This window comes from Bradyrhizobium sp. 192 (genome assembly GCF_023100965.1).
Classification (GTDB): Bacteria; Pseudomonadota; Alphaproteobacteria; order Rhizobiales; family Xanthobacteraceae; genus Bradyrhizobium; species Bradyrhizobium symbiodeficiens.
This window is the reverse complement of sequence record NZ_CP064690.1, coordinates 5,871,405-5,884,539: the sequence shown is the minus strand read 5'-3', so window position 1 is coordinate 5,884,539 and position 13,135 is coordinate 5,871,405. Positions and strand designations below refer to the sequence as shown.

The 13,135-nt window shown below is 64.7% G+C and carries 13 protein-coding genes; 7 read left to right on the top strand and 6 right to left on the bottom strand.

Going from position 1 to position 13,135, the window contains the following annotated elements; translation table 11 throughout:
* Positions 1 to 29 precede the first annotated feature (29 nt).
* Together IVB24_RS27535 and IVB24_RS27530 are read left to right on the top strand one after the other, a co-directional pair.
* The gene (locus IVB24_RS27535) at positions 30 to 1,337 is read left to right on the top strand and encodes an adenylate/guanylate cyclase domain-containing protein (protein WP_247769683.1); all 1,308 of its coding nucleotides are present in this window, start codon (positions 30 to 32) and stop codon (positions 1,335 to 1,337) included.
* Positions 1,338 to 1,487: 150 nt separating this feature from the next.
* Positions 1,488 to 2,402: a PhzF family phenazine biosynthesis protein gene (locus IVB24_RS27530; protein WP_247769682.1), complete on the top strand. Its 915-nt coding sequence runs from the start codon at positions 1,488 to 1,490 to the stop codon at positions 2,400 to 2,402.
* 107 nt (positions 2,403 to 2,509) lie between these two features.
* Here IVB24_RS27530 and IVB24_RS27525 read toward each other — a convergent pair whose 3' ends face one another.
* From IVB24_RS27525 to IVB24_RS40080, 3 genes are read right to left on the bottom strand one after another with little or no spacing between them, the layout of a single operon-like run.
* Positions 2,510 to 2,971 (bottom strand): DUF488 domain-containing protein, encoded by a 462-nt coding sequence (locus tag IVB24_RS27525; protein ID WP_247769681.1) that lies wholly within the window; start codon positions 2,969 to 2,971, stop codon positions 2,510 to 2,512.
* An 8-nt stretch (positions 2,972 to 2,979) separates the two neighbouring features.
* Entirely contained in the window at positions 2,980 to 3,816 is an 837-nt protein-coding gene (locus tag IVB24_RS27520) for a DUF72 domain-containing protein (RefSeq protein WP_247769680.1), read from the bottom strand.
* A 23-nt stretch (positions 3,817 to 3,839) separates the two neighbouring features.
* On the bottom strand, positions 3,840 to 3,971 hold the full coding sequence (locus tag IVB24_RS40080) for a hypothetical protein (protein ID WP_256471808.1): 132 nt from the start codon (positions 3,969 to 3,971) through the stop codon (positions 3,840 to 3,842).
* Here IVB24_RS40080 and IVB24_RS27515 point away from each other — a divergent pair.
* The 4 genes from IVB24_RS27515 (at position 3,919) to IVB24_RS27500 (ending at position 7,501) form a co-directional block, all read left to right on the top strand.
* Positions 3,919 to 4,299, top strand: a complete 381-nt coding sequence (locus tag IVB24_RS27515; protein WP_094972188.1) for a hypothetical protein — start codon at positions 3,919 to 3,921, stop codon at positions 4,297 to 4,299. The genes IVB24_RS40080 and IVB24_RS27515 overlap by 53 nt on opposite strands.
* A gap of 113 nt (positions 4,300 to 4,412) precedes the next feature.
* Positions 4,413 to 4,616: a hypothetical protein gene (locus IVB24_RS27510; RefSeq protein ID WP_094895576.1), complete on the top strand. Its 204-nt coding sequence runs from the start codon at positions 4,413 to 4,415 to the stop codon at positions 4,614 to 4,616.
* 242 nt (positions 4,617 to 4,858) lie between these two features.
* Entirely contained in the window at positions 4,859 to 5,992 is a 1,134-nt protein-coding gene (locus IVB24_RS27505) for a glycosyltransferase family 2 protein (protein WP_094972186.1), read from the top strand.
* Positions 5,993 to 5,998: 6 nt separating this feature from the next.
* Positions 5,999 to 7,501, top strand: a complete 1,503-nt coding sequence (locus IVB24_RS27500) for a glycosyltransferase family 39 protein (RefSeq protein WP_247769679.1) — start codon at positions 5,999 to 6,001, stop codon at positions 7,499 to 7,501.
* 8 nt (positions 7,502 to 7,509) lie between these two features.
* Here IVB24_RS27500 and IVB24_RS27495 read toward each other — a convergent pair whose 3' ends face one another.
* Positions 7,510 to 9,396, bottom strand: coding sequence for an adenylate/guanylate cyclase domain-containing protein (locus tag IVB24_RS27495; RefSeq protein ID WP_247769678.1), 1,887 nt, complete (start codon positions 9,394 to 9,396; stop codon positions 7,510 to 7,512).
* A gap of 90 nt (positions 9,397 to 9,486) precedes the next feature.
* A complete protein-coding gene (locus IVB24_RS27490) occupies positions 9,487 to 10,002 on the bottom strand; it encodes a FecR domain-containing protein (protein WP_247769677.1) in 516 nt (171 codons plus the stop codon).
* Positions 10,003 to 10,656: 654 nt separating this feature from the next.
* Here IVB24_RS27490 and IVB24_RS27485 point away from each other — a divergent pair.
* Positions 10,657 to 11,748, top strand: coding sequence for a DUF2778 domain-containing protein (locus IVB24_RS27485; protein WP_247769676.1), 1,092 nt, complete (start codon positions 10,657 to 10,659; stop codon positions 11,746 to 11,748).
* Between the two features lie 29 nt (positions 11,749 to 11,777).
* On the opposite strand, the gene IVB24_RS27480 is transcribed toward IVB24_RS27485, so the two are convergent.
* Positions 11,778 to 13,115, bottom strand: coding sequence for a caspase family protein (locus tag IVB24_RS27480; protein WP_247769675.1), 1,338 nt, complete (start codon positions 13,113 to 13,115; stop codon positions 11,778 to 11,780).
* Positions 13,116 to 13,135 lie beyond the last annotated feature (20 nt).

Genomic DNA, 13,135 nt, shown 5'->3' with positions numbered 1-13,135 from the left:
GGCACAATGCTTCCGGAATCGAGGGGCAAATGGTCAGGTTTGCGAGCAGGAAGACGCGGCACCAAGCCGTGCTGTCGGAGAATTTCGAGCGCGAGCTGATGCGGGAGGTGTTGCGCACCGAGTTGTTACGGGTGCGGGCATTGATCCTGACGGGCTGCATCATGATGCTGTTGCTCACCTCGATCTATTTGATCGACCCCGGCGTGGTGAACCGGGTGTGGCGCGGAACGGACGGGATTATCGCGGTCTATGCTCTACTCGCCGGCTTCATTCTGTTCGAGGTCTGGGTCCACACCCAGATCAGAAAGAACCTGCGGCTCGATCGCGACCTACCGGTCGTCAGGCGCTATATCGGCACGCTGATCGAGACGTCGCTGCCCACGGTGATCCTGATCCTGCAAACCCGCACCATGGGCGCAAGCCAGGCGCTCGGCTTCGCCGTGCCGCTCATGTACTTCATCTTCGTCATCCTCTCGACCCTGCGGCTCGATTTCTGGCTCTCTGCATTCACTGGCTTCGTGGCTGCAGCCGGGCTTCTGTCCGTCGCGCTGTACTACAATTCGGCGGACGAGGCCGGCGATCCCCTGATCTATTTCCACGCTGTGCGCAGCGTCATCATCCTGATCTGCGGCGTGCTGGCGGGCGCCGTCGGCGCGCAGCTGCGCCGCCAGTTTGCCGCGAGCATCGCGGCGGCGAACGCACGAGACCGGGTGACGAACTTGTTCGGCCAGCATGTCTCCCCGCAAGTGGTGGAGCGCCTGATGGCGGCCGGGACCAGCGGGGGCGGCGACGTTCGCCGCGTTGCGGTGATGTTCGTCGATTTTCGCGGCTTCACGGCGGGCGCGCAGTCCCGCACTCCGCAGGAGGTGGTCGACCGGCTCGACGGCGCCTTTGCAGTGCTGGTGGACATTCTCGACCGTCAGGGCGGCATCGTGAACAAGTTCCTGGGCGATGGCTTTCTTGCCTTGTTCGGCGCGCCGCTGGAGGCCTCAGACGCGGCGGAGCGTGCCGTTGCCGCGGGCCGCGAGATGCTGAGCGCGATGGACCGCATCAACGCGCAGACGAGTTGGCCGCTTCGCATCGGTATCGGCATTCATTTCGGCGAGGTCGTCGCCGGCAATATCGGCTCCCCCCGGCGCAAGGAATACACCGTGATCGGTGACACCGTGAATTTCGCCTCGCGGCTGGAGGCACTCAACAAGGAGTTCGGTTCGCAACTCCTGATTTCCGCGACCGTGCGCGAGGCGCTGGGCAACGACGGTGACGATGCCGTTGCGCTCGGCGAGGTCGAGGTGCGCGGCTATGAGCGGAAGGTGGCGGTGTTTCAGCTCGGATAGGGCGCGCCACACGTTGTGGCACACAGTTTCTCTTGCACCGGCGATTGCTCCGATTGCTCCGAATTTTGGGGCATGACGAGTGATGTTTTCGGCTTGTAGACTGCGCGCGATGCGGCCGGTCGTGGCCGCGATTTGCATGAGGAAGAGACGATGCAGCGCCGCTACATCACCGTCGACGTGTTCACCGATCGCGCCTTCGGCGGCAACCAACTCGCCGTGGTGCTCGACGCTGGCGGGCTCACGACGGCGCAAATGCAGGCGGTCGCGACCGAGTTCAATTATTCCGAGACCACCTTTGTGCTGCCGCCGCGTGACAAGGCCAATGATGCCGAGGTGCGCATCTTCACGCCGGTGCGGGAGCTTCCCTTTGCCGGCCATCCGAACGTCGGGACCGCCTTCGTGCTGGCGAGCCTCGCCAGTGAGTCGAAGCCGCGTTTGCTGTTCGAGGAGAAGGCGGGGCTCGTGCCGGTCGACATTCGTCGAGAGCAAGGAAAGGTGGTCAGCACCGAATTAACCGCTCCGCAGCCGCTGTCACGACTGGTGGAAGTTTCCGCCGCTGACATTGCGGCCTGCATCTCATTGACTGCCGATGACATCAGGACCGATCGCCACGCGCCGCAGGTCGTGGGCGTTGGCACGCCTTTCCTGGTGGCGGAGCTGCATTCGCGCGATGCGCTCAAGCGGGCAAGGCCCGATGCGGCCGCCTTCGGCAGGGTGCTCCCGCGCGACGGTGCGTTCTCCGTGTGGTTCTATACGCGGGACGTTAATGCAGCGGAGGCGCCTTGCGATCTCCAGGCGCGGATGTTCATGCGCGGCACCAGCGGTTTCGCGGAGGACCCCGCCACAGGCAGCGCCACGGTTGCCGCGGCCGCACTGTTCGCAGACCTCGATCCCGTGCGCGATGGCGAACTCAAGCTCACGGTCGGCCAGGGCTTTGACATGGGCCGGCCCAGCATTCTGCTGACGCGCGTGCGCAAGCAGGCCGGCAAGATCGTCTCGGCGCATGTCGGCGGCAGCTGCGTGCAGATGATGGAGGGGACGTTCCGGCTCGCGGGGGAGGGCTGAGCTCCATCCATCGTCATGCCCGGGCTTGGCCCGGGCATCCACGTCTTGGCCACAGGGAAGAAGAACGTGGATGGCCGGGACAGGCCCGGCCATGACGGAGAAAGCCGTCAGACTTGCCGCCCAACCAAATTCCTCACCGCAACCGCATCGCGCTCCTCGATGATCTCCGCAATCATCCGGCGGTGGCAATGGGTGTGGTCGCGCTCGTAGCAAAGCAGGCACACGGGGCCGGCCTTCTTCACCAGCGCCGAGAGCTCGTCTATCGCCTCTTTGGCCTCCGGCGCCTTCAGGTGCTTCGAGAATATCTTCTCCAGCAAGTCGTATTGGCCGTTGCGCGCAGCGAGGCGACCTTCCTTCGGCGTGCCCAGTGCGGCGAGGTGGACGTAGGCGATGCCGCGCTCGTCGAGACCCGCGGCAAGCTGCTTTCTGGAAAATCCCGGCCGCCGTGACGACGTCACCGCGCGCACGTCGACCACGAGCTTGACGCCGGCCTGTTCGAGCTCGTCCAGCACCGCCTTGGGCGGCGTCTGCTCATAGCCAATGGTGAACAGCTTCTTCGCCTTTGCCATGGCCCACCTCAGCTCACCCTTGCAATCAATTCCATGGCGCCGGCGGGGGCGCGCACCTTGCCTTCGTGGATGACGTAGGCAAAGACGTCGCGCGGCTCTTTCTTCGGCTTGGCCTTGTCGACTTTGGGCAGGTCGTCCGGTTCACCGCCAGAAGCCCAGGCCTGAAGACGCTCGGCCCAGGCATCGAGCTGCTTCGGCGGGTAGCAGGTCTTGATATCGTCATTGCCCTTCTGCAGCCGGGCATAGACGAAATCGCCGGCGACATCGGCAATCGCCGGATATTTGCCGTGTTCGGCGAACACGACGGGCGTCTCGAATTCGCGGATCAGCGCCACGAAGTCCGGCGCGCAAAAACTGTCGTGGCGGACCTCGACGACATGGCGCAATGCGCGTCCATCGAGCTTGCGCGGCAACAGCTCGAGGAACTCGCCGAAATCGGCGCCGTCGAATTTCTTGGTCGGCGCGAACTGCCACAGCACCGGCCCGAGATGGTCGCCGAGCTCCAGCACGCCTGAATCATAGAACCGCTTGATGGAATCGCCTGCTTCCGCCAGCACCCGCCGGTTGGTGGCGAAGCGCGGTCCCTTTACCGAGAACACGAAGCCGTCCGGCACCTCGCTCGCCCATTTGCGAAAGCTCTCCGGCTTCTGCGAGCCGTAATAGGTGCCGTTGATCTCGATCGAGGTCAGCTTCGAGGCCGCGTAGGACAGCTCCTTCGCCTGCGTCAGCTTCTCCGGATAGAACACGCCGCGCCAGGGCTCGAAGGTCCAGCCGCCGATGCCGATGAAGATGTTGCCTGATTTCTTGGACGCGGTTTTTGCTTTGGCCACGGAAGGATCTCGCATCGACGTGGAGGGGATGCGTCATCCTAATCAAACCAGTTGTGATTGGCCAGTTGCTGCGTCCGGTCTAAGGTTGCCACGGGATCTGCGATAAAGGAGAAAAAGATGCGGATGCTGATGGTGGGAGCGGCGCTCGTCATGATGACATCTGCTGCCATGATATCTCCTATCATGGCGGATGACGACGATGCGAAGGGCGCGCAGAAGCTTGCCATGCAGGGCCGCGACGATTACTGGCATTGCCTGGCGCGGGAATATTCGCGCGACAGCAATCAGGGAATGTCGCAACAGGATTTTGGCCGCTCGGTCGCCGGCGCCTGTCCGTCGGAGCGGCAATATTACCGGGTGGCGCTGCTCGACTATCTCACCACGCAATATCCCGATATCGATGCGGGCGCCCATCTCGCCACCGCGAACAGGGCGGTGGAGGCCGCGCAGAAGGACATCGTGACGGCCTTCGTCAAGCAGAGGCCGCCGGCGAAATAGCGAGTGGCGAGCAGGGAAGACGCCTGCGCCGCCTCATTCGGCGCCCGGCGCCCTTCCGGCTCAGCGCGCATCCGTGATATCAGGAGGCCTATCTGGAACAGGGATGGGTTTCCATGGCGTCTGAGTCGGTAGGGGGCATTTTGGGCGCGATCGTTGCCGCGGTCGTGCTTGCGGTCGCTGTCGTGTTCGGGCCGATCGGCCAGTACGGCAAGCCGCCCAAACCGGCGAAAGTCGAGCCGGCTCCGGCTGCGGCACCCGCCGCCCCCGCCGCGCCTGCGCCGCGCGGGCCGATTATCCGGGAAGTGCCGAACCAATAAGGCACAAAAATCGTCGTTTTCGCCCCTTGCGAAGCGATCCTGTCATTCCTATCTAGCCTTTAACGGCGACGTTGAGCGAAAACTCCGGCGCTGGAACGACCTTGGAATAGCTTAAGGCTTGCGCCGGATGTACGCGCAGCCCGCCGTTCCGGGGTCGTTGGCATTTTAGGGCCCCTTTTGGGGCATTCCCCACAGAACCTCCGGCTTGGCAGCGCAGGACGCGGCGGATATACGCTGCCGTCATGAATGAAGCGATCAGACCGGGCTCCGACAATCAGCTGCAGGCTCTCGAAGGGCCGGAACTGTCGGTCATCGTCCCGACCTTCAACGAGCGCGACAATGTCGCTGTGCTGTATCGGCGGCTGGAGGCGACACTCGCCAACGTCGCCTGGGAGGTCGTGTTCGTCGACGACAATTCGCCCGATGGCACCTGGGACGTCGTGCGCGCGCTGGCGCAGCAGGACAGCCGCGTGCGCTGTATCCGCCGCATCGGCCGCCGCGGCCTGTCGGGCGCGTGCATCGAGGGCATCCTGGCTTCCAGCGCGCCCTATGTGGCCGTGATCGACGCCGACCTCCAGCACGACGAGACGCAACTGCCGAAAATGCTGTTGCTGCTCGCAAGCGACGAGGCTGACCTCGTGGTCGGCAGCCGCTACATCGAGGGCTACAAGACCGAGGGCTTCAACAAGCAGCGCGCCGGCGCCAGCGCGCTGGCGACCGAGTTCGCGAGGAAGATGCTACGGGTCGAGATCGCCGATCCCATGAGCGGCTTCTTCATGATCCGCCGCGATCGTTTCGAGCAGCTCGCGCCGAAGCTATCCGTGCACGGCTTCAAGATCCTGCTCGACGTCGTCGCGTCCGCGCACGGCGGCTTGCGGGCCGTCGAGATTCCCTACACTTTCGGCGCCCGCCAGCACGGCGAGAGCAAGCTCGATTCCATGGTCGCGCTCGACTTCCTCGGCCTCGTGCTGGCCAAGCTGAGCAACGACATCGTCTCGCTGCGCTTCATCCTGTTCGCGATGGTCGGCGGCATCGGCCTCGTGGTGCATCTCACCACGCTGTTCATCGGACTTCGGCTGTTCAAGGCGCCGTTCCCGGAAGCGCAGGCCGCCGGCGCGATCGTCGCCATGACCAGCAATTTCATCCTCAACAACTTCCTCACCTATCGCGACCAGCGGCTGAAGGGCTTTGCGCTGCTGCGCGGCCTCATCGCTTTCTACATCGTGTGCAGCGTCGGCCTGCTCGCCAATGTCGGCGTCGCCTTCTCGGTGTACGACCAGGAGCCGATCTGGTGGCTGGCCGGCATGGCGGGAGCGCTGATGGGCGTGGTGTGGAACTACGCGATGTCAGGCCTGTTCGTCTGGCGCAAGAAATAGCGCGATATGGGCGGGGCTGACGCGCGGATCGTCCGCAACACCGCGCTTTTGATCCTGGCGCTGGTCGGCTTGCGCCTCGTTGCGGCCGCGTTCACGCCGATCACTTTCGACGAAGCCTATTACTGGATGTGGTCGAACAACCTCGCCGGGGGCTATTACGACCATCCGCCGATGGTCGCCTACGTGATCCGCGCCGGCACCATGATCGCCGGGAATACCGAGTTCGGCGTCCGGCTCGTTTCGGTCCTGCTGGCGCTGCCGATGAGCTATGCGGTCTATCGCTCTGCCGCGATTCTGTTCGGCGGCGCGCGCGTGGCGGCGACCAGCGCGATCCTGCTCAACGTGACCATGATGGCCTCTGTCGGCACGCTGATCGTGACGCCGGATGCGCCGCTCCTGGTCGCATCCAGCTTCGTGCTGTTCTTCCTCGCAAAAGTACTGGAGACCGGCCGCGGCGTCTGGTGGCTCGCGGTCGGTGCGGCCGTCGGGGCGGCGCTGCTGTCGAAATACACAGCGATGTTCTTTGGCGCCGGCATCCTGATCTGGCTCGCTTGCGTGCCGAAGCTGCGTCGCTGGTTTCTCTCGCCATGGCCCTATCTCGGCGGGTTCGTTGCGTTGGCGCTGTTCTCGCCGGTGATCCTCTGGAATGCGGATCACCAATGGGTCTCGTTCGCAAAGCAGCTCGGGCGCGCGAAGATCGAGGACTTCCGCCCCGTCTTCATCGCCGAGCTGATCCCGACCCAGATCGCGTTCGCAACGCCGCTTGCCTTCATCCTCGGTGCGATGGGCCTGCACGCGCTGACTTGGCAGCGCGCCGGCGCCCTGGCCTCGCGCGTGCTGATCGAGACGATGTTCTGGACCATCGTCGCCTATTTCGTCTGGCATTCGCTGCATGCCCGCGTCGAGGCCAACTGGTTCGCGCCGGTCTATCCGCCCTTCGTTGTTGCCGCTGCGGCCGCCGCGAACCTTGCGCAGTGGAAGCCGCGTGCGCGGCGCCTGGTGGATTTCTGCCTGCGCTGGGCCGCGCCTGTCGGCATCGTGATGTTTGCGGCGCTGATCGTGCAAGCCAACACCGGCTGGCTCTCGGGATATCGCCGTGATGCCACCGTGCGCAGCGTCGGCGTCGGTTGGCGCGAACTCGCCGCGGGAATCGAAGCCATGCGCGCGCGCTATGGCGCAACCTGCGTGCTCGCGCAGGACTATGGCACTACGGGTTGGCTCGCCTTCTACTTGCCGCCCGGCACCTGCGTGGTGCAGCAGAACCAGCGCATCCGCTGGGTCAACATGCGCGAGCCCGATCCAAAGTTGCTTGCGGGCAAGCTGCTCTATGTCGACGAGCTGCGTCCGGACGGTCATCCCGTCCTCGACGACCTCTTTGCGAAAGTCACGCAGGTCGCGCAGTTGCAGCGCAAGCGCGGCCCGCTCGTGGTCGAGACCTACGGCGTCGATCTGCTGGAGGACGCCAAGGGCGACGTGCTGGACCGCTCTCCGCCGCCGGAAGCTAGGTAGTAGGGGCCTCAATCGATCATCTCGGCCCTGGCCGCGGCCTGGCTCGGTCCGTCCCGGTCGCGCCAGAACCACACGGTCACGACGCCGGAGCGGCCACGGATCCGGGCGAGCAGGGGGCCTGACAGAACGCCGTCGGGAGCCCCGTGGAAGTCGGCCGTATCCAGCAGCGTATTGCTCAGGGCGAGCCGTGCATCGTTCTGGACGGCGACTTCCATCAGCCGGCTCGCGACGTTGACGGTGTCGCCGGTCGCGGTGATGTGCTGATGGCTTTCGCCGAGGCGGGAGGCGACGATCTCGCCGAAATGCGCGCCGATCTTGAAGCCGAGCTGACCGCCGACCGCTGACGGCAGCGAGGCAATCCAGTGTTCGACGCCGCGATGCAGGTCGATGGCGCATTTGAGCGCGCGCGCGGCATCATCGGGCATCGCAGCCGGCAGACCGAACAGGATCATGGCGCCGTCGCCGAGAAAGCCGGTGATCATGCCGCCGCAAGCGACTGCGACCTTGTCGATCAGCGCGTGAAACGCCTGCAGGATTTCTTGAAGCGCATCCGGATCGATCCGTTCGCTCAACGACGTGAAACCGGAGAGATCGATGAAGACGATTGCGGCGTCTTGCCGGACCGGTTTGGACAGGAAGTTCGGATCGCGCGCCAGCCATTCCTGCACGGCCGGTGCCTGGAATTGCGCGAGAGACCTGCTCTTGGCGGCGAGATATTGCGTTCGGCGGCCTCCGGCCCACAGCTGCACACCGGCAAAGATCGCAACCGGCGGCACCGCGGCGGCGAGCGTGGTTGCCGCATTCAACCAAACGCCATGCGTGAACGCGAACGCATTGAGACCGGCCCAGGCGATCATCACAGTGGCTGCGGCCATGATGCCGAGTGCGCTGCGCCGCCACGCCAGCAAGCCGACCAGCAGCATCGGCAGCAGGATCGCAGCAAACGCGTCGGCGATACGGACCCTGTGGTCGCGCACGATGCCGTCGCCGGCGACCAGATGAGTGATCGCGGTCGAGACGACCTCGACGCCGGGCATCAGGGAATCGAACGGTGTGGGATAGAAATCGCCTCCGCCTGCGACCGAGGCGCCGATCACGACGATCCGGTTCTCGATCGCCGAGCGATTGAGCGTGCCGTCAAAGACGCTCTGCGCGCTGACGGTGCGGATGGTGCGGCGCGGGCCGTAATAGGTGATCGGCAGCGCGAAGTCGGTATCGGTCGGCACGGTGCGGTCGCCGAGCATGAGATGATCGGGCGCGATCGTCAGCGGCTTGTCGAGCGCGCGCGTTGCGACGCGCAACGGGAACGACAGTTCGACTTTGTCGCGGGTCCGGAACAGCATCGGCACCGAGAGCGGCGAGCCCGATTGTCCCGTCGCGACATTGACGATGCCGACCTCGGCGTGATCGGCGAACGCAGGCAGCGGCAGCAGGAAACGTTCGGCTTGCGGCAGCAGGGCGAGGGGACCTGCGCTGCCGGCCTCCACGGTCTCGCTGGCGGAGGGGAAGATCGCCGCGGCGGCGAGCACCATGGGTCCGGTGGCGAGCGTGTTGGCCAGCGTGGCGTCGCCGATCGCCGCGCTGCGGTCGACCAGCAGAAGATCGATCGCGACGACCTTCGGCTTGAACTGCACGATGGTGTCGACGACGCGGGCGAGATCGGCGCGCGGCAGCGGATAGCTGCCGCCGCGCTTCACCACGGTATCGTCGATCGCGACGATGGTGACGAGATCGGGCGGACGCTGCACGCCGCGGACCTGGGTCCGCCAATCGGTCAGCGTTGCTTCCAGGCGGTCGAGAAAGCGCAGATGGCCGCCTGCGTGCGCGGCATAGATGCCCGCGCCCCACAGCGCGGTGAGGGCGAGTGCCGCCAGGATTTGAACGCGTCTCGTCATTACGTCGTACTGCAATCTTCTTTGTCTTCGGGGCCTGCGGGCCGCGGTCTATTGACCAAGTCTCATCGACCAAGCCCTATTGACCAAGTGTTATTGGCCAAGTCTTGCCATGAGAGCGTCGATGCGCGGCTGGCCCCACTGCTTCACCGTCAAGGGGCCGGTCGCTTCCACGTCGACGCCTTCGCCGGGGCCCAGCACGACGCCGCGCCCACGCGCCCTGCGGCTGACGCCGACACGACCGTCGGCGACGAAGACGGAGGTCTTGGCCTCAGCGACATCGACGGCCCATCTGGTGCCGCGCACCGCTGCAATCGCCTGCGGCGTCAGCACCTTGAACGGATTGCCGCCCGGCTTCCTGGGCACTTCGACCAGCAGGGCTTTGCTGCTCAACTCGACGGAGTCAATATGTCCGTCGCGGTTGGCGTCCTTTAGTTCAAATCTGGCGCCGTTTTCTGCGACGATGGTGATGCCGTTGTCGCAGCGCCAGGTCTGCGTGCCCGCGGCCGAGGCCGACGATGTGCAAGCTGCATTGGCAGGCTGCGCGACCGTTCCAATCAACAACGACCATGCCAGAGCAAAAAATCCGGCGCGCGCGAACCTTCTCATGCCAGCCTCCGTTTGCATGCCCGGCACAGTTCAAGGCGATGTTGATACGGTATCGTATCACACGCAGAGGCTGCTGAAAAGTGCCGCTCCACCAGCTATTTTCTCGCCCCGGCCTTTTCCAGAGAGGTGCGGTCAACTTTCGGTCAGGGGCGCAAGTGTGAGCGTCCGAACGCGCTGTGTGATGTGCGTGACCTTGCCTCCCTCGCTTGTGTCACTCGCGCTGTTGGGAAGGGCAATGCACCAGCCTCGCGCAACGCTTCCCCGCCATCTTCCGGGTGTCGAAGGCCACGAAAACGACTTGGTTGGGTGGCCTTGGAGAGGTGACCGGAGGAGCCTGCTCGCTGCGCCGATCCTGCCGAGAATTATAGTTAACAGACCCGACTAAGTCCGTAGTTCCGCGGGCTTTTTTCTCGAAATGGGACGACTTGGGGAGTTGCCCCACATCTGCCCGAACTTAATCCGCATTTAACTAAAAGTCGCCTTAATGACGCTCCGACCCTCTGCGAAATGCTGTTCCCGGATCGTGACCAGCGGCACTTTGAAGGGGGACTGAGTGACACCGTCCTGGACGCAAGGCGAATGAGTACGAGTATCGCTGCGCAGAGCAACGCGGCACGGAAGTCTAAGAATTCTCTTCGGAATTCTTCCCGGAAAATGACAACGACCAATTGGCTCGGCGCCGCGGCCATTGGCTGCGTCGTGATGGGCGCCGGCTGGAGCATCTACAGCAACGTCTTTGGCGCGAGCGTCTATCCGACCGTCGGCAGCACCGGCTATGACGCGCCGGTGCTCAAGCGTGCGCCCAAGGTCGCGCTGCGCGAGGCCGGCGACGCTATCAAGGACGCTTTTGCGCTCCTGCCCGACCGGTTGCAGGTCGCCGCCCCGATCTCGCGTGAGATGTTCAACGAGCGCTTTGCTGCGGCTGCGACCCAAGGCGTGGCATCGAACGCCGCCAGCGCGGCGCCGGCAACCCAGGTTGCCGTGGCTAAAGACGCGCCGAAGCAGAGCGTGATCGCGAGGGTCGCGGAAGCGCTGAAGCCGTCGGCCCCGGCCAAGATGGCCGAGAAGGCGACTGACAAGGCTGCCGACAAGTCCAAGCGCACTCCGGATGCCCAGATGCAGCTGGCCTCGGCCGATCCGGCGCAGATCGTGCCGGCGCCCGAAGCCAAGAAGTCGTTCGCCGATCGCGCCAAGGCAGCGGTGATGTCGATCACCGGTCCGCGGCAGTCGATGGTCGAGAAACTCTGGGGCAAGCGCGAGCCGTCAGGCGGGCTGCTGGCCTATGCCTCGGCCGATGCCAGCGTGACCGCGTCCATCGCGCCGAAGGAGCAGAACCCGATGTTCGGCGGTGCGCCGCCCTACGAGCGGGACACCGCGGTCTACGATATCACTGCCAAGACGGTGTATCTGCCCGACGGCACCAAGCTCGAAGCGCATTCCGGCCTCGGCTCCAATCTCGACGATCCGCGCTCCCAGCGCACGCGCATGCGCGGCGTGACGCCGCCGCACATCTACACGCTGAAGCCGCGTGAAGCGCTGTTCCACGGTGTGCCCGCGTTGCGCCTGACCCCGGTCGGCGGCGAGAGCGCGATCTACGGCCGCGACGGCCTGCTTGCCCACACCTTCATGCTCGGGCCGAACGGCGATTCCAACGGCTGCGTGTCGTTCAAGGATTACTACGCGTTCCTCGACGCCTACCGCAACAAGGGCATCCGCAAGCTCGCGGTGCTGGCGCGGGTGGAGTGAGGCCGGTGCGCGGCGCAAAGCGCGCCCGGCTACCGCTTGACGAAAGTGAAGCTGCACGGACGCAATTCGTTGCGTTTGCCACTGCCGCGGCTCCGCTCGAACTGCGCGTCGATCGTGTAGCCATAGGGTGAGCCGGGAGCGCTGTTGTTGACGGTATAGGCGCTTGGACCCGTGAGGCCTCGCGCGCTCAGCGTGGTTTTCCCGTCCGCTCCTATTTGTCCATCGATCGCGAGCGTGCTGTTCGTCCGCGGGTCCCGATCCTCCGCATGAAATAGGCCATTGGCGATGGTGGCCGACAAGGCTCGGGTATAGCCCATGGCCTTGCCGGAGCTGGCGCAGCTCACGGTCACGTCCCACTTGCCGTCAAAGGTCCTGCTTTCGCCGGCCGCAGGGGCCGCTGCCACCTTCTGCTTGAGGCCATCCATCCGCGCCCTGGCGAGACTGGCAAAACTGCAATTCGAAAATCGCGCCAGATGATCCTCGAAGGCGCCGACGGTGCCGATGCCGTCCGCGGCCTTCCAATGCGCCTCCGCGGCCGCGCAAGGGTCGGCCCGCGGCGCGGCTTGCGGAGCCCCGGGCGCGATCGTGACCGACACCGGTCCGTTCAGGTAGAACTTGCCGATGATCGACAGCGATAGCTCCGGAAGCTGCGTCTTGCCGCTCGCGTCGTAGACGTCGCTGCTGATGTCGCGAAAGACGTCGCCGATTTCCTGCGGCTCCTCGATGTGTTTCAGGAACGCCGTCGTGTACGGGCTGTTGCGGCCAGCGCCGTCGGCTGCGACCTGGCCAGATTGCGTCGAGAATGACACGATGGTGCCGCGTGGCGCCTCGACCCTCGACAGGCCACGCCCGATCGAGGCGGCCCGCGTCGCAGAACGTTTGAGAGTTTCCGCCAGCGGATTGTCGCGGCAGGAATCGAGCACGAGGATGCGCAGGTTCTTGGCCTGCTGCAGATCGTTCACGATGTCGTCGACCCGCACGAAGCGCTTGAGGTCGGCCTCATCGGTCAGCATGGCGTCGACAGGCATCAGATAGTTCACGCCGTTGTACTGCATGGCATGGCCGCTGTAATAGAATATGGCGACGTCAGCTCTGCTCGCGGCGCGCGCGAAGCGGATGGTCAGGTCCTGCATGTCGGCCTGGCGCAGGTCGATGCCCTGGATCACCTCGAAACCGCTGCGCTTGAGCGAGCTTGCGACGTCCTCGGCGTCGTGTGACGGATTGGGAAGTTGAGCCGTGGAGGTGTAGGCGCCGTTGCCGATCACAAGCGCGACCCGCGTGTCCGCAAAGACGGAATCAAGGCCAAGCCAATAGGCGAGGAGAGCCAAACAGAATCCGGGCAGGTGACTTTTAAAAAAGAAGCGCATGAAAGCCGTCCGGGAAAAAT